This window comes from Flavobacterium hydrophilum (assembly GCF_003202405.1).
Taxonomy (GTDB): domain Bacteria; phylum Bacteroidota; class Bacteroidia; order Flavobacteriales; family Flavobacteriaceae; genus Flavobacterium; species Flavobacterium hydrophilum.
Window position 1 is genome coordinate 2249758 of record NZ_QJHL01000001.1, and the last position, 26154, is coordinate 2275911.

Sequence of the window (26154 nt, forward strand, 5' to 3'; positions counted from 1 at the left end):
TTATTTTTTAATAAATTTCTTCACATATCTTCCTGCGTTGGTTTGAATATGCAGTATATAAATACCTGATGTCAAATTCCCTACATACAAATCGTTGTAAAACTTTAAAGGGTTACTCACAAGTCTGCCCTGAATATCATATATTTTTATATCAGCTGCTGATAAATCAACTTCTGACGTAATATGTAATAGCTGATCAACAGGATTTATTATACTTATCTGATGGCTTAACTGCAGGTCATTAATACCTAAAGTTGTTTCATAAAACTGCGATTTAGTTATCACTTCCCTTCCCTGAAGAAAACTGGACCATTCGAGTTTGCAGGTAGCAGCACTGGTGCTTTCAAAATATTCCAGTTTGATGTTGTATTTTTTACCGGCTTCAAGGAAAATTTTACCTCTGTTTTCTCCTGTGTCATCCAGCCATTTATCAATAATTAATTGGTTGTTGATCCAAAGTCTTCTTCCGTTATTGCTGGTTACATAAAAAGTATATTCACCGCTGTATTTTGGCTGTACCTGACCTGTCCAGCGCACTGTGAAACGATCTGCATTTACTACACCTGAAGCAGGAGAAGTGAATCCCCAGTCAAAATTAATTGTCGCATCTACTCTGTTCAATACAGATGTTTCAAAATTCATTCCGTTGAAATAGTTTCCTGACAAACCAGTTCCCGTACCAATCACCGGATTTACATCCGGCATTAAATCCAGTTTCCAGCGTTGGGCATTGTTATTAAAATCTGACCACTGCTGAATATTGGTTCCCGGCTCAGCAAGGTCATCGGCAACATCAAGACATTTATTAGTGCCTTTGTGAGTTAATTTAAAATAACCGTCAGGCATTAAATCAATTTTCCAGCGCTGGGCATCATTATCAGTATCATCCCATTGGTGTACATTGGCACCGTCATTACTACTATTATTATCCACATCCAAAACCTGGTTTGTTCCCTTATGTTTCAACTGATAAAACCCGTCACTTTCGAGTGTAATATACCAGCGTTGAGCATTAACATTACCACTGTCTGTCCATTGATGCACATTGGCTCCGGGAGTTGTAAGATCCCTGTCTACACTTATAACCTGATTCGTTCCTTTGTGGGTTAATTTGTATAATCCTCCGGAAATTATTGGCACATCGATTAATTCCAGTTTCCAGCGCTGTCCATCACTTCCGTTGTCTGTGTTTTGTCTTACGTTAGCAAGCGGTGCACTGCTATTTTGATCTACTTCCAGAGATTGATTGGTTCCTTTATGTGTTAGTTTAAAATAACCGTCTGTCATCTTTTCAAAGTTCCAATACTGAGAATCATTTCCGGTTGCCGTAGTCCCCTGCTGCACATTTGCCTCAGGAAGATTACTGTTACTGTCTACTTCTAAACATTGATTAGTTCCTTTGTGGGTCAGTTTATAAAAGCCATTCGATTCCAGCGTAATCACCCAGCGCTGTGAATCGTTACCACTATCCGTATTCTGCTGCACATTCGCACCCGGCTGGCTACTATTATTCGCTACTTCCAAAACCTGGGTCGTTCCTTTGTGGATTAATTTATAAATAGCTCCCGAAACAATTGGTGCTACAGGCAATGATGAACATGTATTATCCGGCACTCTTGGTTTTACTCCATAATTGGTCATGTTTACCGGTTCAATTAAATCATTAGCATTAAAATACATATGGTCAATAGCCACTTTTCTGTCTCCGCTAGATGCATTTTCATAACGATGGTACACAATATAATATTCGTCGCAATCACCCATTTTTATAACAGAATGATGTCCTGGTCCCTTATCCTGTACATTAGAACTAAGTACAGTCCCTCTGTATGTCCATGGGCCCATAGGAGAATTGGACGTTGAATATTGTACATTATAAGAGTCATTACCCCAATATCCATTAGAGTACATCATATAATAAATACCTTTACGCTTAACCAGATAAGGTGCTTCCGTATAATTTTGAGGTGTTATATTAACAGACGCAGAAGACAGACTGATCATATCCGGATTTAATTTACGTACCGCCAGTTTGCTTTTGCCCGATCCTCCGTAATAAATGTATGCCTGACCGTCGTCGTCTGTAAATACCATTGCATCAATGATATCATCTGTAAATGGATCAGTACCGATAAGTGGTGCGCCCAAATCAGTAAAAGGACCTAATGGAGAATCCCCCACTGCAACTCCAATTTTAACCTCGGCAGTATAATAGAAATAATATTTATTATTTCTGAAAGCAACACCGGGAGCCCAGCCATTATTTTCAGCCCAGCTGCATTGGGGACCAATATCAAAAATAACCCCTTCATCTACCCAGTTTGTCAAATCTACCGATGAAAAAGCATGAAATTGTTTCCCTGCCGATGCTGTCGGATAGATGTAATATTTGTTGTTGAAATAATGAATTTCAGGATCTGCACCAGAAAACAATGGATTACCGCTCAATTGTGCGTGTACCGGAGCAGCGACACCCATAAACATGAAAAAGACGGCCATTCGTAATCCTGACAGGCTAACCAGATTATAACTTTTTTGTAGAATTCGTATCATAAATTTTAATTTTAAAACATCCCTAAAAAGCAATTTCTTTATAATTTGAACTTTTAAAGGGCATTTTTAGAGATGTTTACATTAACTTAATTGTTATTTTTAAAACATGTTTTCACATTATTTCTTAATAAATTGTTTCGTAATTTTTGTGCCCTCTTTTTCAAAAACAGCAAAATAAATTCCCTTTGCTAAACCCGAAACATCTAAACTGTTATCCTTTGCTTTTTGCTCCATAACAAGACTTCCTGTTTGAGAAAAAACACGAATCTGGATCCCTTTCATATCTATATTAAAGAAAAGTGTGTTTTTTACCGGATTTGGATATATGTTTATAGCTTCCGCTCCGGCTTCATCCTGGGATTCTAGTTGTGATTTCGCTATTTTTGAAGTATTTGTCGGTTTTATTAAATCCAGTTTCCAGCGCTGGGCATCGTTATTATTATCTGTATATTGATGTACATTTGTTCCCGGTTCAGCCAGATTGTTTACGACATCCAAACATTGATTGGTGTTTTTGTGGGTAAGTTTAAAATAGCCATCGGACATCAATTCTATTTTCCAGCGCTGTGCATTGGTACCAAGATCTGTCCATTGCTGCACATTTGCTCCAGCCACACTGCTATTGTTATCCACATCTAACACCTGATTTGTTCCTCTGTGCGTTAATTTGTAAAAGCCATCAGCTTCCTTTGTAATTACCCAGCGCTGTGCATCCGTTTCATTAGGATTATGCTGCTGTACATTTGCCCCTTGCTGTGTACTGCCTCCACTCACATCAAGTCTTTGATTAGTTCCTTTATGAGTTAGTCGGTACACCCCTCCAGAAACAATTGGAACTTCAATAAGATCAAATCTCCATCGCTGAGCATCATTATTTGTATTAGGATTATCATTCCATTGCTGTACATTGGCACCCGACTGACTGCTGTTATTATCCACATCTAAAACCTGAGTTGTTCCTTTGTGAGTGAGTTTTCCATAACCATCAGACATCATTTCAATTTTCCAGCGTTGTGCATCGGTACCAAGATCTGTCCATTGCTGCACATTGGCTCCGGCCACACTGCTATTATTATCAACATCCAAAACCTGAGTAGTTCCTTTATGCGTTAATTTATAATAACCATCTGCCTCAAGTGTAACAATCCAGCGCTGTGCATCGTTTCCATTGTCTGTACTTTGCTGAACATTTGCTCCAGACTGACTTCCATTATTTAAAACATCCAGGCATTGATTCGTTCCTTTGTGGGTTAATTTGTAAATACCTCCCGAAACGATACTTTGCGTAGGACATGACAAATCCGGTACTCTGGGGGCAACTCCATAATTGGTCATATTTACCGTTTCAATCAAATCGGCTGAGTTGAAATACATTCTGTCAATAGCAATTTTCCTGTCACCTGATGTACCGTTTTCATACCTGTGGTAAATGATATAATATTCATCACAATTACCCATTTTCAATACGCCATGATGTCCCGGACCTTTGTCTTCTATGTTAGAACTTAATATTTTACCTCTGTATGTCCACGGTCCCATAGGCGAATTAGAAGTTGAATATTGTACATTATAAGTATCATTAAACCAGGATCCATTGGAGTACGTCATATAATAAATTCCTTTTCTTTTTATCATATAAGGAGCTTCGGTATAATTTTGAGGCGTTATATTTGTAGGTCCGGTCGCCAAACTAATCATATCAGCATTTAACTTACGAACCACCATTTTGCTTTTACCTGATCCTCCATAATAAATGTAAGCTTGTCCGTCATCATCAATGAAAACATTGGCATCAATAATATCGTCTGTGTAAGGATCTGTTCCGATAAGCGGCGCACCTATATCTGTAAAGGGACCAATTGGGGTATTACCTACGGCGCAACCAATTTTGGTCTCGGCAGTATAATAGAAATAGTATTTATTATTGCGAAAAACCACTGCCGGAGCCCAGCCGTTATTTTGTGACCAGGGGCTATCCGGATAAAGATCGAAAATAAGACCTTCATCAACCCAATTGGTCAAATCATTTGAGGAATACGCATGAAACTGAGTACCGTAAATAGCAGTAGTATAGATATAGTATTTGTTGTTAAAGTAATGAATTTCCGGGTCAGCCCCGGTAAATAATGGGTTTCCGCTGAGCTGTGCCTGTACAGGAACTGCAAAACATATAAACATTAAAAATGCTGCGAAACGCAATCTGAATTTAGCAATCTGATTATATATTTGTATCATAATTTCTACTGTTTGATTTTATTTTTTAATAAATCGTTTTGTAATTTTTGCTCCATCTTTTTCAAAAACTATAAAATAAGTTCCTGCAGCCAAACCTGAGACATTTACATTATCGGACTGGATTTTTTGTTCAGAAACTGAGTTTCCTGTTAAAGAAAAAATACGTACCTGAGTTCCTGAGACTTCGCCGGTAAAAAACAATGTACTTTCAACCGGATTCGGATATACATTTATAGCTGTTGCTGCGGTTTCGGTTTCTGTTGTCAATTCTGTTTTTGCAAATTTTGCTGTACCTGCAGGAATCAATTTCCAGTGTCCGCTCGCCTGATTTGCATTTTCCCATTGTTGTACATTTCCACCGCTTACCGTACTAAAACCAGCTACTTCGACTAACTTTCCGCTATGTTTAGCTACCAGTTTGTAATAGCCATCACCTGTTGATACGGCTATAAATTGCTGGTTCGCTGCACCAACATAAGTCCATTGATGCACATTCGCTCCATTCTCTACACTTACTCCTGCAACATCTACTGCTTTGCCACTGTTAATCCCCTGGATTTGATAAGCTCCGTCGCCAGCATCAATTAATTTGAATTTTTGATTATTGGCTCCTGTATAATTTCCTTGTGCAATATTTCCCCCGTCTGCAGTACTTAGTCCCCAGACATCCATATATAAACCACTATGGCGATTTTGTAAATAGTAGGTTATATTTCCTAAATTAGGAGTTCCGTTTGGACGAATACGCAAAGAGGTTGTTCTGTCATTCCAATCACCGGCCCAATCAGTAGTGGCTGTAAAATCTTTTGAAGCTCCGGTAAAATTATCACCATCATAAACTGTTACTTTGTATCCTTCTGTGATTTTTAAAGAGGTAATGTCATTATCCAGGATTCCTTTTGCACGAAGTTGTGCGAGCGTATAATCTCCTACATTAAGACCTGCAGTGTATCCTGAATAGGTTATATCCTGATACACATTCACTAAAGAAGTGTTTGTATCTACTATTTTTAAGGACGAAATTCTGTCATTCCAGTCTGCAAGCCATGCTGAATTTGCAGTAAATACTTTGGAAGCACCACCAAAATTATCGTTTTCATAAACCGTTACCACATAACCGGCAGGAACTGTTAAAGATGTGATATCATTATCAGAAATACCTCTTGCCTGAAGTTGTGCCAAAGTATAATTTCCTGTCGAAAGCTGTGAATAAAAACCTCCGTAATTAATATTCTGATAAGCGTGAACCTTATTCAAACTCGCAACAGATTCAAACAAATGAAGACCTGCAGACTGAGTAGACAAATCAATCGTTCCGGTTGGTACTGAATCCCAATAGGAATTGATTAAATAATTGGTTTTATTCACAGCTTTAGCCCACACATAATTGCTGGTGTAATTGATAACACCCAAATACCTGTCTTTTTGAGCCTGTGTTAAATTTCCCATACGGACAAATTCTATAAACCACTTGGCAAAAATTCCTTTGAATAAACCTCCGTCTCCCTGTCCATTTTCATTCAGGAAAAATACACCTCCGTTATAATTTCTGTAATTCATCATAAACTCACATGCCTTGATGCCATCATCTATATAGGATTGTGTACCTGTAACAAGATTAAGTTCTAAACAAGCAGCGATGAACATACCTGAGTTATATGAGAACTGCCAGTCAGGATCCAAATTGGTTGGACTGTCCCATATTCCTCCCTGCGCATTAAAAACATTTGCTTTCATCCAGGTATGAATGTCTTTTGCCATTTGCAGGTTGCTGTTATCGCCTTCCAATTGATACAATTTCACAGCAATAACAATAGCAGGACCATTGGCAATTGAGTTTTTACAAGGAGTATTACACCCTTTTTTCCATGACATAGCACCATTTGTATATCCGGTTTTAATCTCTGTCCACATTTGATGTACGGCATCTAAAAACTCCGGATCTTTGGTTGCATTGTAGCAGTTGAAACTCGCCAGACAAAGCCATTCCAAATCATCATAGAAATCATTGTGATAGGTTCCCGCACCATACGAATTGTATTTTCTGATTCCTGCAATGATGCTTTTCATTCGGTCTTTATAAACAGAATTACGAGTTCTTTGATAAGCATCTGCTAATGTTTCCAGCGTATGTGCCTGTATCCAGTATCCGTAACCATAAGGATCATTGTCTGAAGCGCTGTTATGTTTATAATAACTTTTATCAGCAGACATAAAAATAGTGTTAGTTCCGTTCTGTAGATTTTCTGCCCGTTGATCAGCTGTTTGTGAAAATAAATTTGAAACGCATAACAAAAAGAACAGCATGCAAACGCCTCCGGCTTTAAATAGATTCTTCATAATTTACTTCTTTAAGATTAATAACTAAACAATAAATGATGTAAAATAAAAAGCCTTAACCAAATCAATTTCAGTAGATTCAGTCAGGCTTTTATGCTTATTTCTTTATGAATTTTCTGGAAATTTTAGTCCCATTTTTATTCGTAGTAATAAAATACAGCCCGGCATTTAGTTTAGAAACATCGATGCTGTTGTTACTCTCTACTTTTTGTTTTAAAACCAGACTGCCTGTTGGAGAAAGAATACTCACATTTACCCCAGCCATATCTGTACTAAAGAAAAGTGTATTCCCAACCGGATTCGGATAAATAAAACTTTCTTCCTTAGTAAAATCAGGCTGGCCAAGGTTTGCCGAAATGTTTTTAATACTTACTTTATTAGTTGTCAAATTAACCGTTACCTTATATGTTCCTGTTCCTCCTGCAGGTACTTTCCACATATTATCAGGTGCTGTACATCCGGCTGCTTTAGTAAATGCAGTTCCGGACAGCGTTTGGTCTGCCACAGTTGCGTACAACCATGTATCATCACAGCTGCCAGTGCCAGAATGAAATTTAAACTTTCCGTCAGTACTGCCATTTGCAGCAGCTAATGTTCCTGTCCATGTAAAAACATCTAAGTCATTTGCAGATTGCTCCATCAATAAGCCTTTCGTATCATTACCTGCAGAAGTTGCATCACCCACAATTGATAAGGACTCCAGTGCTATTTTTTGGATACTTATTTTTTTAGTTTCAACATCAACAGTTATTTTATAAGTCCCAGTTTCTCCAGTTTTTACCTGCCATTTATTATCTGCAGCACAGCCGTCTACTATTATTAGATTATTATCAGATATTGACTGATTATCTATAACTGAATTCAACCAGAGATCATCACAGAAATTATTTAAACCGGAATGAAACTTAAAATTTCCAGCTGATAATTTTCCTGTCCATGTAAAAACATTCAAATTATCATTGGATTGCTGCATTGCAAGTCCTTTTGGATCCCAGCCTATTGATGTAGCATCTCCAACAATCGCCATGGTAGTAATTGTTTTCTTTATATTAATTGTCTTAGCAACAACATCAATAATTATAGTATAAGTACCCGTCTGTCCATCACGGACTTTCCATTTTTTATCATTATTACAGCCGTTTTCTACTTTATATGTAGTTCCGGATAAAGCCTGATCTGCGTCTGTGGCCATCAGCCAAACATCATCGCAAAAATTATTAGGACCGGAATGAAACTTGAATGCTCCCTCTGTTGTACCATTGCTTGCCGTTAATTTTCCTGTCCATTTGAAAATATTTGGCTGTTCCAGATTATGCTCCATTGGAAGTCCTTTTGGATTCCATCCTATTGAAGTGGCATCTCCAACAATAGCTAAAGAGGCAAAATCATTCAATTTTTCGACTTTGACTACTCTTGTACTAACATTAACCGTTATTTTATAGGTGCCATTTTCGCCCGCTTTTACTTTCCATTTGTTATCCGGGTATGAACAGCCATTCGCAATAACCATTGATGTAGTAGACAAAGACTGATCTGCTGCGTTTGCGTAAATCCATACATCATCGCATTGTCCGCCGGTTCCGTAGTGGAATTTAAATTTCCCTTCCGTTTTACTATTATCCGCTCTGGTAATACTTGATGATAAATGACCTGTCCAAGTGAAAACATTCAAATCTTCAACCGATTGGTTCATTGGTAATCCCATCAAATCAAAATTCATAAGATCTGTAGCATCTCCTACAATTGCTAGTGAATTAATTGCCGGTGTTTTTTGAACCACATAGTTTAATGTCGCTTCGTCAAATGTTACGCTATAAATACCATCAGCATTTATAGTAAATGAAATAGTATTACTGCTGTCATTGGTTTGTATCGCTTTTCCGGATATTCCTGTTGCTCCTCCCCATTCTAATCCGTTTGGATTTTTACTCTGAATAAATTTTAAGGTATAGGTCTGACCCGATTTTAAGTTTAATGCATCCAACTTCCATTTCTTTTCTCCAACATTTATCATTGGAGTTAGATTTGTATTAAAGCTACCTTTAAGAAACATCGTATTTACCATGCTTAAATCAAGGTTCTGATTAGTATCCGGGATGATTGGTATATAACGAACCGTATTTGAAGACCAGGCTGAATATACAATTCCATTATCCGTTACATATCCTATTCTGCTGACACGATTTATGTTTTTACTTCCTCCTATCTGATTGATAACAACCTTTAATGAGTCGGCGTTGTGTTTTGTTACATTAATTCCGTGAACTGCGTAATCATTTGATTTATATCCAAATCCATCTCCATCATCATGATAGATTTCGCCGGCAGCAGTTCCGTCCTGTAATGGATTGATCAGGTACGTAATATTGTCGCTTTTGTAATCTGATGTACTTTGAACAACATCGGTAATTGGAATTACTGAGCCTGGCCTTACGTACAAATGAGCCTGGTATTTATCATCTTCCGTAGTTTCAAGTTTAACTTTATTCCAGTTTCCTTTAGGTAAACTCGGATTTACAGCCCATCTTGGAACTACCAGTAAATCTTTTCCTAACAGGAAAGCCTGCTGTTCAGTTCGTAAACTCAGATCCGTATTATCAGCAAAGAAAACAGGTCTCATCAAAGGCATTCCGGTTTCTGAAGCTTCTCTTAACAAGGTATACATATACGGAAGAAGACGGTATCTGCGATTAACAGCTGTACGCGAAACATTTTCAATCTGCGATCCAAAAACCCATGGCTCCTGATTAACAGAGTTGTTTGCAGCATGATTTCTTGAAAATGGATAATAAGCGCCTAAAGCCATCCAATGTCCTAATAAATCTGGCGTACAATCGTTGTTAAAGCCACCAATATCAGCACCTGAAATTGGCTGACCTGAAAGACCTAATGTGATTGACATTGGGACCGACAGTTTTAAATGCGCCCAAGAAGAAGAATTATCTCCCGTCCAGGTAGCTGCATATCTTTGGCCTCCCAAAAAGTTGGAACGAGACAAAACAAACGGACGCTTATCCGGATTGGCTGCAACTATTCCTTCTCGGCTTGCTTTCACCATCAAATAGCCATATACATTGTGATATCTTAAATGACTTCCTGCAGGCATAGTCCCTCCTCCACGATGCAGATTATCTTCTGGCATTGTTTTGTTTGGAGTCTCAAACACAGAAGGTTCATTCATGTCATTCCAGATTCCGTCAATTCCAGTTTTCATGAAATCTTTATACAATCCGGCCCACCAGGTACGGGTTTCCGGTCTTGTATAATCTGGAAAGGCAACATCACCGGGCCAGACCTGGCCGTTAAATTCTGTACCATCTGCCTTTTGTACCCAATGATTACCCGCTTTTCCCTGATCGTATACAAAATAACCCGTTTGTTTTTTTACACCGGGATCAATCATATAGACAGCTTTGAAATTTTTAGTATGTAAATAATCATTCAGGCCTTTAGGATTACTGAATGTGCTTTGATTAAAGGTAAATACCTTGTATTGATCCATATAATCAATGTCCATCCAAATTACATCGCATGGAATTTTTCGATTCCTGAATTCATCAGCAATACTTTTCACCTTTGAATCCGGAGTATACGTAAACCTGCTTTGCTGAAAACCTAGTGTCCATAAAGCAGGAAGTTCTATTTTCCCTGTTAATTCCCCAAGGGTTTTCACCAATTCCTGAGGACTGTTTCTTTCAATCACAATCACTCTGAATCCGGGACCTTCTGATGTTATCGTTACCGGATTTGTAATCACAAAAGATTGTTTCCAGGTATGATCGGCAATAATTCCGAAAGCTGTACCATCAGGACGAACTCCCATAATCCATGGATGTGACTGATAAAGACGAGTACCATTGTCAATCCAGTAATTAGGTGCCTCGCTATTCCATAATGTTACCTGAGTATCATTACGTTTTAATGGTCCTGATACTTCACCATTTCCATAAAAATCCACACTTCCTGTATAGGAAATTTTCACTGTGCTTTTACCATTTACTGTACTAAAAACAGGTTTAATTGACCAGGATGCAGGAACAGTTCCTTTATCGGTCAAATCATTTAGAAAAATTAGTGAAGGTAAAGTATGCGATGGATTGAAATTGTTTGGATAAAAAACAGCAATATTGTCCCCGGCCATATTTGAAGTCTGGCCCCGGGTCATGAATACGTTCAGTACCGTTATTGAAAACAGCATGAACAGTTTAAATCCTTTTTTCATAATTTTTTAGTTTTCATTTTTTCGAATTTTATAAAATCTCCAAGAGAATTTTTTACTATTTTTTCAGGAATTTTTTGGTGATTTCTTTTCCGTCTTTATGTATCGTGATGAAATATATTCCTATTTCGAGTTTCGAAACATCCACACTGTTGTCGCTATCTACGCTTTGTTTCAACACCAAACTTCCTAAAACAGAAAAAATGTTTATCTGAGAGCCTGTTATATCAGAATTGAAAAACAGTGTGTTTTGTGCCGGATTTGGATATAGATTTAAAGATGTTATTCCGTTATGTGTTTCCACACCCAATGATTCCACTTTTATTAATTTCCATTGGCCGCTAGCCTGTGAATTGACATCTTCCCATTGCTGAACATTTGCGCCATTTGCACTACTAAAGTTGGATACCTCAACCAGTTTACCGCTGATTCTGGGTATAATTTTGTAATATCCGTCTCCTGTTGCCACCAATACAAACTGCTGGTTTGCAGTTGCGTTATATGGTGATTGGTTCACATTCGTACCATTATCTGTGTTGTAGTCATCGATATTCAATGATTGTCCACTGTGTTTTGCAATGATTTTGTACAAACCATCTCCTAAATGTGTAAATGTAAATTTCTGGTTATCTCCAGCAGTTGCGGTACCTTGGGCTATATTACCACCGGTTGACATACTGGAACCGGATACTTCCATGTTCAGTGCGCTATTACGATTTTGTAATTGATAAATTATATCTCCTAAACTTGTATCTCCGTTGGCTTGAACACGTAATGATGTTGTTTTATCGTTCCAGTCTGATGATAAACCAGTATCAGAAGTAAAGTCTTTTGACTGCCCGGTAAAATTATCTCCTTCATACAGTGTAACTTTAAAACCTTTCGATATTTTGAACGAACTAATGTCATTGTCCGTAATCCCTTTTGACTGAAGTTGTGCCAAAGTATAATCTCCAATATCAAGAGCCACATTATAACCTGTAAAATTTACATTTTGAAAAACATTCATTACAGAACTATCAATAATTAAAGGATTTGTAACCGGAGGATTTGTATCTTCAATTTTTATTGACGAAATCCTGTCATTCCAATCGGCAAGCCAGGCGGTATTTGCCGTGAACGTTTTAGAAGCACCTGTGAAATTATCATTTTCATAAACGGTAACCACATAACCAGCGGGAACGGTTAAAGAAGTAATGAAGTTATCAGGAGCACCTCTGGAAAGCAGCTGTGCCGATGTATAATTGCCCGGTGCAAGCTGCGAATAAAATCCGGCATAATTAATATCCTGATAAACGTGTACTTTGTTTAAACTGGCAACAGATTCAAATAAATGAAGACCGCTTGTCTGAGTCGATAAATCAATCGATTCTGTTGGTAATTTCCGCCAATTGTAGTTCGTTAAATAATTAGATTTGCTTACTGCATTGTTCCAGGCATAATCAGCCGTATAATTAATGATTTGCAGATAATGTTCTTTTCTGGCCTGAGGAATATTTCCAATACGAACAAATTCTATAAACCATTTTGCGAAAATTCCTTTGAATAAACCACCGTCTCCCTGCCCTGTTTCATTTAAGTAAAAAGCACCACCGCTATATTTTCTGTAATTCATCATAAAATCAGCAGCTTTCATACCATCCTCGATATAGGATTGCTGACCGGTAACAAGGTTAAGTTCCAGACAGGCTGCAATAAACATTCCTGTGTTATATGAAAATTGCCAGTCAGGATCCTGATTTGTTGGAGAATCCCAAATTCCGCCCTGATCGTTAAGCACATTGGCTTTCATCCAGGCATGGATATCTTTTGCCATTTGCAAGTTTGAATTATCACCTTCTAATTGGTATAACTTCACAGCAATAACTATTGCGGGACCGTTGGCAATTGAGTTTTTACATGGAGTGCTGCATCCTTTTTTCCATGAAACAGCACCGTTTGAATATCCTGTTTTTATTTCATCCCATATTTGATGTACGGCATCAAGAAACTCAGAATCTTTAGTGGCGTTGTAGCAATTAAAAGCAGCTAAACACAGCCATTCCAGGTCATCATAGTAATCATTACGATACGTTCCTGCAGCATATCTGTTATATTTTCTGATTCCGGCAATGATACTTTTCATTCTGTCTTTGTAGACAACATTGCGGGTTCTTTGATAAGCATCTGCTAAAGTTTCCAGCGTATGTGCCTGTATCCAATAGCCATAGCCATAAGGGTCATTATCTGAAGCACTGTTCAGTTTATAATAACTTTTATCAGCAGACATGAAAATAGTATTGGTTGCATCCTGAATCTTATCTGCGCGCTGATCAGCTGTTTGTGCAGATAACTTTGCGCTCAATATCAAAAAGAACATCATCTTTATTACGTTTCTAATCATATATTATTAAATTATATGTTTAAGTATTCATTTCCTGTAAAAAACATGACTGCTTTTTACTTCTATATTTTGGTGAAGAATGTAGGTTCCGCAGCGGGCATAAAAAATTAATTAAACACTGCTACGTTATTAGAAATATCACAGGAGTGATGCGCAATAAACAGACATTATTTGCAGAGTAAAGTTCCTATCATAGTCTAAAAATTTATCGTTGTTTTTTTGTCATTTCATATTCATTTGAAAACATTAAAACGTTTTAGTGAATTATTCACAATTTCACATGTAATAACTTTACACGTTTTCATATTTAATAAATGATTTTTTCAATGCTAAAAAATTCAGCAAATGACTAAAAAATGAATCCAAAACTTTCCAATACACAGATTGAAAAGTTTTGTCTTCATTTTGTTGGGGCAATTTATTAACCTGAAAATTATTTATTACTAACTATAGTTTCTTTAACTGAATAGTCAGATTCACAGGGTTTACGATAAGTTCGTAATCACCAGTCTCCAGAATATCCCATTTGTCATCCTTACCAGAGCCTGCAGGTTTCAAAAACATTGGTGTAGGTGGAGCATCAGGTACAAGTACAGTATGATTTGTTGCAGGCTGAAAACCTCTACCTCCCCAGTCGCCTTGCTGTGTATAAAGTTTAAACCCTTCCTTTTCATCACCACCACCATTTGGTTTAACAGCTTCAAACCTTCCTTTGAATGTATATACTTCTGGATTTTTAGGATCCCAGTTCATTTGTTTTGCCTTTCCAATATCCCAGCGGATGCCTGATATCGAATGCCCTACCATATAAACACCTGGGTAAGGTACATATCCAAGAGCATAGATTCCCTTATCAATATCCATATATAAAGAATGACGGCCTGATTGAGTTACTTTAAAAACATTATCTGCTGTTCTTTGATCTGTTTGGTTATACACAAGAGTATTTCCTGCTGCCGGATCGTAAGATGGCAACTCGCTGCCCGGTTTTTCAATAACTTTGAATGAACCAACTGAAAAGTCTCCAAGATAAGTGTATATTGTTCTTTCTGTTATTTCAGGTAAACTTTTACCCGTATTATAATCCCAGCTGCCGCTTATAGCATCACCAACCATAAACAACGGCAATGGTCCCGGGCTATAACTTGTAGCAATAAAACTGGATGTAGATACTTCCGGCAGCTGAAACTGCTTACTATTATCTACTCTGGCTATTATTTGCACTTCAAGATTTGTAGCAACACCTCCCGGGCGTTTAAAATTTTTCAGTAATAAATCGTTTAACTGCCTTACCGTGTAAGATTTGGTAAAAACTCCTGCCGGAATTTCTTCTGTAATTACAGTATTTTTCGGATCATCTTCATCCAGGCCTTCGCTAAATTTATTTCCTTCGATATCTATACGGAAAAAGTAGGTTAAAGTAGTTCCGGCTCCTCTGTCATTTCCTTGTGTCCAGGTAAAAGTTATTGCGTTTTGTTCCTCATTTTCTTTAACCAATACAACTTCTTTCCCGGAAAGACTTAAAGTCAAAGGATTAGCAAAATCAGGCTCCTTAAGCCAGTCAGCATTCTCAAGTCCTTTATCTTCACAAGAGACAAGAACGATACTCATTATTATAAATGAGATAATATTTTTTATATTTTTCATTTTAGTTTCGTTTTTAGTTATTTGTCCCAGAAAGGTGCCTGTACCAGATTTGGATTCTTTTCGATTTCTGCTAAGTATACAGGGAACCAATAAAAAGATTTTTTATACACTCTGTTTTGATATACGGTTCTTTTATAAAAATCATTTGCATTAGTACCGTTATAGTTCATTCCGTAAAAAGGACCATTCAGTACTGTTTCTGCTAATTTCCATCTTCTTAAATCGCTATAACGTATTCCTTCTGTACAAAGTTCAACTCTTCGTTCCATTCTTATTATCTTTCTTATACTTTCCTGATCATTGTCAACATGTATATTTAAAGCGTCGGATGCTCCAATTGTATAGGTTCTTACACCTGCTCTTTCTCTAATTTTATTAAGATAGATAAGAATATCAGCATTCCCCGGATCTGATTCATTAAGTGCTTCTGCATAGTTCAAATACACCTCTCCTAATCTAAATAGAATTCCCTGACGTGCTGCAAAATAACCTGAACGCGGATTTCTTGTCGGATCAGTTCTTTTTCTTAATAAATAACCATTTTGTGGAGCATCATGTGTATGATTATTATCCTTCCCACCGTTAAAAAATTCGAGTCTTCTACCGTTATCTTTTCCGGCATTATCCCCTTCAGTATACCATGCTTTATCAAAATTAACTGCTAAATAAAATCTTGGTTCACGATTGCAATACATTCTGTAAGTACCTGCCAATGTAACCAGACCGGCATTTTTAATTGCATTATATTTTGTTGTTCCTCCGGTCCAGAATCCATCTTCTGAAGAGAAACCTGTTTCAACATATCCTGAAGACGGATCAGTAATTGGCAAGCCATTATCCATAAAAAAAGCATCTACCAGAGATTGTGTTACTCCTAATCCGCCTGCGCCTCCGTTTCCACTTGGTGCTGAATGTCTGTCGTATTCTCTGTAATCACCACTTGGACGGGCGAACAATACTTCTTTATTTCCATTATTAGCTTCTACAAGATGTAAATTTTGACAAGACATGAAGGGGTCAATTCCTCCTGCAGTATTCAATTCTGTATATAATTTATGACCTGCAGCTTCTGCATCCATAATTAATTTTTTACTCGCATCTGCAGCAATTCTCCATTTATTAGCATCATACGTAGGATTGAATAATGGTTTTCCATCTTTAGTATTATGACCAATATATTCAGGATTTCCATTAACAAGCGGACTTGCTGCAAAAAGTAACATTCTGGCTCTAACAGCTTCACACATAATAGATGTTGCACGACCAAATTTTCTACCCTCTGTATAAGATGTTGGTAAGACCAGGGCAGCCTCTCTCAATTCTTTATCAACCCAGGTCACTATTTCATCATAAGGAGTCTGACCTACCTGTAAATCCGGAAGATTATAATCTACTGGTGTAATTGCGTCCGGATTAAAAGGAATCGGACCATAAGTATCTAACAATAGTGTGTAATAATAGGCTTTTAAGAAATGACACTCAGCAATCATTAACTTAACTTCCTCTTGTGTCAAACCATCTTCCGGTAATGGCTTAACATTCTGGATAAATATGTTGCATTCTCTAATTCTTTGAGGAAGTCCGTTCCAATATCCCGGTGCCCATTGTGAACCTACTGACCAGTCACCCAGAATAAAAGGTATTACATCCCAGCCATATTGACGCCATCTCTCAGATGGAGTAATATCATCTGCTAAAATTTCCCATCCGGTCTGACGGACAGTTCCTCCCCAAATAGGATCAGGAATCCTGGAATAGCAGGATGCTAACCAGTTCTCTACTTTTGTTTTACTCTGAAAAACTGCATCAAGAGTAAGTTCGGTGTCGCTCTCTTTATCTAAATAATCTGAACATGATGACGATAAAAATAATCCTAAAAAAAGGAATATTGATCTAATATATATATGTTTCATTTTCATTGTTTTTAAATTATAAACTTACATCTAGTCCAAAAAGAATAGATTTTGTTGTTGGGTATTTTAAACCATTTGATGTACCTAACTCCGGATCCCAAAGTTTAAAATCTGAGATGTAGAACAAATTATTCGCACTGCAATAAACTCTTACTCCTTGTAACCAGATTTTTTCAGCTACACTTTTTTTCAATGAATAACCTAATTCCAAAGTTTTCAATCGGCCAAAACTCATATCTTTTTTCCACCATGTAGATGCTACAGAATTGTTAGCATTAGTACCATAACTTAATCTAGGCCAAAACACATCCTGACTTGGGTTTTCTTCAGTCCAACGGTCGTTGTAGTTACTATAAATATTTCCTAAAGTACCCTGGCCGCTTCCTGGTATAAAATTAGCTCCGCCAATAATTCTTTCTGATTTTGCTACACCCTGAAAGAAGAAACTAAAATCAAATTGTTTGTATTTTGTAGTATTTCCAAATCCATACACAATTTGAGGATCTGTTGTTCCGCCTATATAACCTTCATCTAAACCGCTGATAATTCCATCAGCATTTCTATCCTTATATTTAATATCCCCCGGACGTACAACACCAAATTGTGGAATAGGAATCCCTGAAGCTAAAACATTGTTCTGAGGATTATCACTGATAGTAGCAAAATCTTCATTTGTATATAAGCCTGTTGCAGTTAGTCCCCATAATGTATTATTTTGAATACCTGTTGCCGAGCGATAAGTCCCTTTTAAAGCCGCAGCTTCATCTCTTTCAGTCACTTTATTTTCAACATAAGTGAAATTACCACGCCAGCTCATAAAAAAATCAGGGGTTATTTGTTTGCTTATATTTAATGAAACCTCAAGCCCTTTATTTTCCATTTTTCCAAAATTGGCCCAAGGTGCATTAATAAATCCTGCCTGACTTGGAACTGTATTTCGTGAAATAAAGATGTCCTGTCTTTTTTCCTTGAATACATCTACAGTCAAATCAATCATATTCAGTATTCCTAATTCCAAACCAAGATCTGTTTTTGCTACATTTTCCCAGGTCAGACCCGGTACTCCAATTTCGCCTTCCTCAATTCCTTCAAATTTTACTCCTGTTCCTGTACCAAAAGTATAGTCAGAGTTATTATTATCACTAATTGTAGTTAAATAAGCAAACCTTCTGTTACCTCCAATCTGATCATTTCCTACAAGTCCATAAGCACCACGGAATTTAATTTTATTAAAAATATCTCTGTATGGCTCCATAAATTTTTCTTCACTTGCAATCCATCCTACAGCTACAGATGGGAAAAATCCATAACGGTCTTTCTTTTCGAAATTTTCTGAACCATTATATCCAAAATTAAATTCAGCAATATATTTGCGATCAAAAGTATAAGAAGCTCTTCCTGCCAATCCCTGATGTCTGAAAGCCTGAGGTCCTCTATCATCCTGATATTGATCCTGATTATATAACAATAAACCAGCTACATCATGTTTACCATTAAAAGTGCGGTTATAAGTTGTGTTTGCTTCCAGATAAATACGTTTATTTCCAAATTCTTGTGAAGTAGTATACCCAAGATATTCCTGCCCGCTGGTATCAAGCCTATTTTTAATCAAACTCCCATCAAGATCTCTTTCAGTGGCTACATCATAGTAAAAAGGCGATTTACCACGTGTTACCCTGTTTTGAGAAAAAGAGTCAAACGAATACGTAAACTTCGCTTTTAAACCAGGAGTAACAGCTTTAAAATCCTGCTCTAATGATACCAAACTTTCAATTTTGCTTCCTCCTTGTTTGTAATATCCTTGCTGAGTACTCACAGCCCATGGATTTGGACGCTGTGGAATCTTAGGAAGAGTTCCGTCTGAATATACCGCAGGATGTGCAAAAGGAGTCGTTTCAAAAGCAAAACCAAATAATTCATCAGTACTGCTGTTTCCTTTATTAAGATTTTGTAAAAACCCTCCAATATTTACTCTTAATAAAGTTGTTTTTGATAAGTTAACATCAACATTGGAACGAACATTCGTTCTGTTAAGTTTCGTTTCTGAATCATACGATTGTTTAGGATCTCTTGCAAGAATACCTTTTTCATTATAATGAGAAACAGTTAATGCGTATCTCAAAATTTCTGATCCCCCGGCAACATTAAAATTAGTTCTTGATGTAAAAGCATAATCTTTTGTTATGTCATCTATCCAATTTACATCAGGATATAAATCTGGATCATAATTATTAGCTGTTTTTGCAATACGGTCCTGAGAGTATAGCTCTGTGCCAGACAATTCATTTAGTAAACTCATATAAGGAGCTGCACCAATGAAAGTTGGCAATTTAGTAGGTTCCTGAACTGAATATTCTGTTCTTAATTGTATTCTTGGAGCTCCAACGAAACCTCTTTTTGTATTAATCAAAATAACACCGTTTGCTCCTCTAACACCGTAAACAGCACTGGCGGCAGCATCTTTCAAAACGGAGAAAGACTCAATTTCTGAAGGATCAAGATCATTTAGGTTTCTTTCAATTCCATCTACCAATACCAGCGGATTTGTGGCTCCTGCAAAAGTAGAGATTCCGCGAATCCTGATATCTGATTGGTCATAACCTGGTTCACCAGATCTTTGAACCGCCATTACTCCGGTAATTTGACCTGCCAGGTTGTTACTTAAGGTACGGGCAGTACCTACCTGCAATAGCGAAGGTTTTATAGTACTAATGGCTCCTACAACTGAAGCTTTTTTCTGTGTACCATAACCAACAACTACAACCGTCTGAAGATCACTAGTCTCTTCTGCCAGTGCTACCGTTATTTTTCTGGAATTATTTAAAGGTTTTTCGATCTCTTTCATCCCAATATATTTAAATACAAGGATAGCCTGAGGAGAAGATACGGTAATATTAAAAGTTCCATCAAAATCTGTCGATACTGCATTTTTTGTACCTTTTTCAAGTACTGTCGCACTCGGTAACGAAAGACCTTTAGAATCAGTTACCTTTCCCGTTATTTTTATGGGATCCTGTGAATTGCCCGTTTGTGCATAACCACTCCCTGCACAGAGCATTAGAAACAATAAGTAAATCAATCCATCCATGCTAAACTTTTTACTCAAGGCAAATAAGCTTAGTGGCGTGGATGACATTTTCCAAGTCGTTTTAATTTTCATTTGAGTTAATTTTTTGGTTTTTATTAGTTAGTTTCATTTCAATTAAAAGAGCTTTTTGAAGAATTGGATTTAATATCATTTTCAGAATTTTTCAAACAATACCCAAATACTAATAAGGCATTTAATTTTATTCTTTTTTATGGCATGTTAAAATATTACACCATTTTTTTATTGATACTATAATTTTATATCCTAAAAAATATCATTTTAATTTTTGACCAAATTAGGATATTGATAACATAATTTTAACCCCATTTTGTTTCATAATTATGTTGAAATGATGCATAGAGCCCCCGAAAACACTATAAAAATGCATGTGAATCAAAATAAATACTTAATATCTCACAAATGAAAAAATCATTCCCAATAAAAGCATAAAAAAGATGGATTTTTAAAATGAGATTATTAATTATTTTTCTTTATTTCTTCCTCTATTCCTGAGTAAGATATATGATTTTAAACACATTAGGGATATACGGAGATTATAAAACATCCAACTATGATATTCTATTAAATTAGAGATGAATTCCCGTACATTTTTATATCACAGGACTATTAATGATACACATAAATACTCATCAAATGATAATTGGGGCTTTTCAACAGACATATTCGAAGGGATATTGAAGATGACGAATTACCAAAAGCCACTTCTACCTGAAACACAATCGCTGATAATATAAATATCTCAAAACAGCAAAAAAAAAATAACGCATGAATACGTTATTTTTTTACGGTCTGCAGCTATCTCTTTTTAATTATTTAATCTTATGAGATTTTACTCCTTCATTAGTTATAATAACAGGCTTTATAAAGCCATTTTCATCAAAATACATTTCTTCTATACACGTTTCTCTGGAATTTCCAAGTGTTTCGGTGAGTGGCCTTCTATGATAAACAATAAAATATTTATCCGAATTAGGGTCTTTCATAATCGAGTTATGACCTGCTCCGTTAGCAATTTTAGAATCCTGTTCTAAGATTTTCCCAATTCTTTTGAATGGCCCCATTGGGGAATCTGCGATGGCATAGGCCACACAATAATCAGGTCCGGTCCAGCCTCCTTCAGACCACATGAAGTAATATTTGTTATTTCTGATAAACATAAAAGGACCTTCAACATAGTTTTCAGGAGTGATTTCTTTAAAAACAGTTTTATCTTCAAAAGGTACAAAACCAGTAAAATCAGATTTTAATTTCGCAATATTACAATGCCTCCATCCTCCGTAAATTAAATAACATTGTCCGTCTTTATCCCTAAACACAAACTGATCGATTGGCTGTGCACCATTATAAAATTTATCAACTAATGGTTTTCCAAGGTAATCTCTGTAAGGTCCTTCAGGTTTTGAAGCTACGGCAATACCAATTCCTCCTGTCTCGTTATCACTTTGAATATCATTAGCTCCAAAAAACAAGAAATATTTATTTTTATTTTTAATGATAGAAGGTGCCCACATTGCTTTTTTAGCCCATTTGACTGCTGTAGTATCCAAAATCCTGGAATGCTTTGTCCAGTTTACCAGATCTTTTGAAGAAAAAGCGTCCATAAAAATCTGATCTTCGTAACGTGCAGAAAATGTGGGGTAAACCCAATAGGTTTTATCAAAAATAATTCCTTCCGGATCAGCGTACCAGCCTTTGAATATGGGGTTGTTGTTTTTTGTATTATCCGAAATTATGGTTTGCGCAATTGCCTTAGAGAAAGAAATCAGGGATAGCAAAAATAAAACTTGTTTCATTGTTTTCTGGTATAGCTTTATATCTAAACAAATATACTAAATCGATTTAGCTAAAACAAGTTTTTTTTAAATAATAAATAATTATAAACTACAAAAATTAAAATTATACAACCATACTATTAAAAAATTACTGAATAATCATTAATACAAATAAATGACCGAGATATTTCATATTACTAAATACGCAATAATTGCAAAGATTTAAAACCTAATCAGAGCAATAATAAAAAAATCTGCCTCATTTAAAAAAATAAGGCAGATTATATAAAATCATAGAGAAAAGGCAGTTTTCACATTCCTGCTCCTTTTTCCAGAATGTAATATCGAATTATTTAATTTTACGACATTACTTTTTGATTATTTTATAAGAACCATTAGTTGAATCTGAATAAAAAATCTTAACTACATAAATTCCTGAGGTAAGTGAATTTACATTTACAGTATTAGAGTTAGCAACCGTTTTAACCAATCCTCCAAGCGCATTATAAACCTCTATATTCTTAATATCATTATCTCCAGAATCGATTGTAAGGATTTCATGCACCGGATTTGGATACAATTGTATTGTTTTATTACCGCTGTTAAAATCAATAGTTTTTAATGTTATTGCTGAGAAGTCAATTTTATTTGTGCTTTGGGCAAGATTTGCAAAAGTTGCTTCACCTGAAGCCGCTCCTCCATCAAGTGGTGCATACAACTCAAGACTTGATTTAAGCATTTTACCATTATTCATCGCTGTTATCTCTTCAATATTCATTCCTGATCTGTAGAAAAACCAGTTTTTATACTGAAGTGATGTTGGTGCATTTGCAGGATTTAGAGAAAATATTTTTGATTCTAATTTTTCATTAAGGCTTCCTAAAACTGCAGCATCTGAATAAAGGAATGTTGTTCCTCTGGCATAAAAATGAGTTAGCGTGATTTTGTGCCACTGGTTGTCATTTACAACAGTAGTTCCTGTGATTTTAGTTCCTGAAGGAGAAGTATAAACCAAATGTCCATTCGCATCGATAGCAATAGTACCAGCCGTTGTAGTTGTAGTAAAAGAGGCCAGATTACCTGTTGTATTTGTTTTAACATCAAACGATGTTGTAAAAGAATGTATCGTTTTTTCAGGTGTAAATTTTATTGCTCCGTTAGCAGCTGTATTATTTATATTTAAAGGAGTTCCGGCAACAATTTGTGGTAATGACTTTCCTTGTTCTAAAGCGTCAAATAAGGAAGGAACCATTGCATAAAAGAATTCTGCATGTCCAATATCATTTGGATGCAAGTCGTCAGATTTATATCCTGTTGCCCATCTGCCTGCCCCATTATCAATTGCTCCCAGAAGATTGATACTTGGCAAGTCCCATTCATGAATTAGTAAATTCATTTGCTTTATGAAATTATAATCAGCTGCATTATAGTCTTCACGAGTATAATTATTCATAATCACCGGAATCTTTCCGTTTTGTTTTGCCTTTGCAATCAGCAATTGCATATTAGTTTTAAACTGGTCAAACGCTGGCTGCCCATTTTCATGAATGCCTTCATTACCAAGAGAAAGACCGTAAATCACATACTTGCTGCAATCCCCTATAAGATCTTTTTCGTATCGGTTTAGGAGACTAACCGTATTATTTCCATTTATGGCAATATTTGAAGTAGTAAATTTAGAACTTGTGCCGCTTGCAAAACGTTCTCCAAGTAACTGACCATATTGATAAGCATACCCTTGATTGTTAGTAGCGCCAAATCCGTTTGCTACAGAAGATCCCATTACAGATATCTCCAAATCATCTATGTCATCACATTCAATTGAATAGCTATAGTTACTTAAATCAAGTGTAATTTTAAATTTACCGTATTTAAGTCCAATATCTTCTGTTGGAACATTATAAGCCTGATACTCCGATTTTAGCATCACCGTATTAGTGGTGTTTTTAACTTTATGAAAAGAATAAGGCCAGTCACCATTCCCTTTGAAGCTGAAACGGGTATCGGTTTCACCATTGGAAACAGTCATATCAATTGTTTTTGACCAGACTCCGTTGCCTTGATAATCCAGGGGTGCTCCCTCAGCAATATTCCAGCCGCCTGCAATCATATTGGATGCTACAGCCCATCTTATTGGAACAATTGTGTAGGTATTCGTATTTAAATTTACAGTAATAAGTACTGTTCCTGTTTCCGTCGGATCAATTCCTGCTCCGCTTAAAGAAAGTGCTCCCGCTCCTGAACCTGCACCATAAAAAGCACCACCCGATTTAGACGTATAAAAGTTAATTGTCCCGTTTGCTTTTAACGAAGTATATATTTCAAAAATGTTTGTTATGTTTTTAGTAAGTCCCCTAACCATTCTCATAGGCAGAGCATCAACAATATTATCTCCTTTTTCTGTAGCCGTTCCTGAGAAAAACAATTCTGATATCTGATTAGACACGTTAATCGTTTTGGTAGCCGAAACTGAAGGTGTCAGCAAACTGGTTGCTGTCACTACTACCGACCCATTACCTGTAGGAGTAAGTAAGCCTGAGCTGCTGATAGTGGCAATATTAGCATTATCAACTTTCCAGCTTACAGCAGATGAACTTGCGTTTGATGGCGTAACTGCAGCTGACATTTGTGATGTTTGTCCACTTGTTATGATGTCATTTCCTGTTATCTGAAGTGCAGTTACATGAATTACAGGAATATCGTATTCCTCTACTTTCATGGCGTTTATATAAGCAAAACCTCCGGTAACAATTGATAAGTCGATGATGATTTCTCCTGAAGCATTTGGAAATAATACACTTGTTTTAAGCACCTTATTTTTATTTCCGTCTGCACCGTCAGTTGTTACAAGCTGCCCTGTAAAAGAATTTGCTCCCGTAAAAACAAATTTAGATTCTCTTACAGCCTGACCAGATGCAACCCTTGATCCAAAAACATCAAATTTGTAGCCTTTTGAAGGAGATAAATTAGTTATTTTAAGTTGTCCTGTGGGATTACTGCCTTCTGTGTAAAAATAATCTGAGGTGGCAGTTTTGATTGCCAGATCATCTAAATTAGCTGTTGTTGGCGTTAATAGTCCATAGCTATCAGATGAATTTATTGAAAAATTATCCGTAACTGTAAGGGTATAACCTGTTGCCGTGTTGCTAGAGTTAACCAAAGTGGTCGTAGCTCCTACTGCTCCGTTTGTGGGGTTATTCCAATAGTGATTGTTTACATCAGGGCTTGGTGTTATTGCTCCATTATTACCACCTGTAGGTCCAAAATCTACATACATACTTTGATTAACCGGAATATTGTATTCTTCCATCTTCATAGCATTGATATAGCCAAAATTTCCTGTGATAATCGACAAGTCAATAGTTATTACCCCTGAAGCATCCGGGAATAAAAGTGTTGTTTTAAGCGTTTTATTATTATTTCCGGTTGCAGTACCATCCGTTGTTACAAGCTGACCTGTAAAAGAATTTCCGCCTGTAAAAACAAATTTAGATTCTCTTACCGCCTGACCAGATGCAACCCTCGAGCCAAAAACACTAAACTTATAGCCTTTTGAAGGGGATAAATTGCGTATTTTAAGCTGTCCTGTTGGATTAGAAGCCTCTACAAAAAAATAATCCTGAGTAGCTGTTCCGATTGCAAGGTCATCTAAATTAGCCGCCGTTGGTGATGCCGGTCCATAATTTATAGTAGAATTTAATGTAAAATTATCTGTAACTTCAAGTTTAAAACTTGTAGCCACATTACTGGCATTGGTCAAAGTGATATTGCTTCCTACACCTTCACTGGTTATATTATTCCAATAGTGACCGTTTGCATCAGGGTTTGGTGTTATTCCTCCCTGAGTTCCGCCTGTTGGGCCAAAATCGACATAAAAACTCTGATTAAGAGTTTGTCCATTCAGATGGATAAATCCAAATAAAAGGTAAAATAATAAGAGTAATTTTTTTTTCATTTTTTTGGTTTTTTAGTTAGTATTACTT

The 26154-nt window shown here is 36.4% G+C and carries 10 protein-coding genes; all 10 read right to left on the reverse strand.

Annotated features, from left to right (window positions below; translation table 11 throughout):
* Nucleotides 1-2553 carry a family 43 glycosylhydrolase gene (locus tag DMB68_RS08695; protein WP_110346210.1) on the reverse strand — a complete coding sequence of 851 codons (2553 nt, stop codon included), beginning with the start codon at nucleotides 2551-2553 and terminating at the stop codon, nucleotides 1-3.
* A 117-nt stretch (nucleotides 2554-2670) separates the two neighbouring features.
* Nucleotides 2671-4788, reverse strand: coding sequence for an RICIN domain-containing protein (locus DMB68_RS08700; protein ID WP_110346211.1), 2118 nt, complete (start codon nucleotides 4786-4788; stop codon nucleotides 2671-2673).
* Nucleotides 4789-4806: 18 nt separating this feature from the next.
* Nucleotides 4807-7128, reverse strand: coding sequence for an RICIN domain-containing protein (locus DMB68_RS08705; RefSeq protein ID WP_110346212.1), 2322 nt, complete (start codon nucleotides 7126-7128; stop codon nucleotides 4807-4809).
* A 97-nt stretch (nucleotides 7129-7225) separates the two neighbouring features.
* Nucleotides 7226-11350, reverse strand: a complete 4125-nt coding sequence (locus DMB68_RS08710) for a TIM-barrel domain-containing protein (protein WP_110346213.1) — start codon at nucleotides 11348-11350, stop codon at nucleotides 7226-7228.
* A gap of 55 nt (nucleotides 11351-11405) precedes the next feature.
* Entirely contained in the window at nucleotides 11406-13730 is a 2325-nt protein-coding gene (locus tag DMB68_RS08715) for an RICIN domain-containing protein (RefSeq protein WP_110346214.1), read from the reverse strand.
* A gap of 447 nt (nucleotides 13731-14177) precedes the next feature.
* Nucleotides 14178-15377, reverse strand: a complete 1200-nt coding sequence (locus DMB68_RS08720) for a SusE domain-containing protein (protein WP_110346215.1) — start codon at nucleotides 15375-15377, stop codon at nucleotides 14178-14180.
* Between the two features lie 17 nt (nucleotides 15378-15394).
* Nucleotides 15395-17290, reverse strand: a complete 1896-nt coding sequence (locus DMB68_RS08725; RefSeq protein WP_196783692.1) for a RagB/SusD family nutrient uptake outer membrane protein — start codon at nucleotides 17288-17290, stop codon at nucleotides 15395-15397.
* A 16-nt stretch (nucleotides 17291-17306) separates the two neighbouring features.
* Nucleotides 17307-20450 (reverse strand): SusC/RagA family TonB-linked outer membrane protein, encoded by a 3144-nt coding sequence (locus DMB68_RS08730; protein ID WP_231131615.1) that lies wholly within the window; start codon nucleotides 20448-20450, stop codon nucleotides 17307-17309.
* 758 nt (nucleotides 20451-21208) lie between these two features.
* A complete protein-coding gene (locus DMB68_RS08735; RefSeq protein WP_110346218.1) occupies nucleotides 21209-22192 on the reverse strand; it encodes a glycoside hydrolase family 43 protein in 984 nt (327 codons plus the stop codon).
* 346 nt (nucleotides 22193-22538) lie between these two features.
* Nucleotides 22539-26126 carry a GDSL-type esterase/lipase family protein gene (locus DMB68_RS08740; protein WP_110346219.1) on the reverse strand — a complete coding sequence of 1196 codons (3588 nt, stop codon included), beginning with the start codon at nucleotides 26124-26126 and terminating at the stop codon, nucleotides 22539-22541.
* Nucleotides 26127-26154 lie beyond the last annotated feature (28 nt).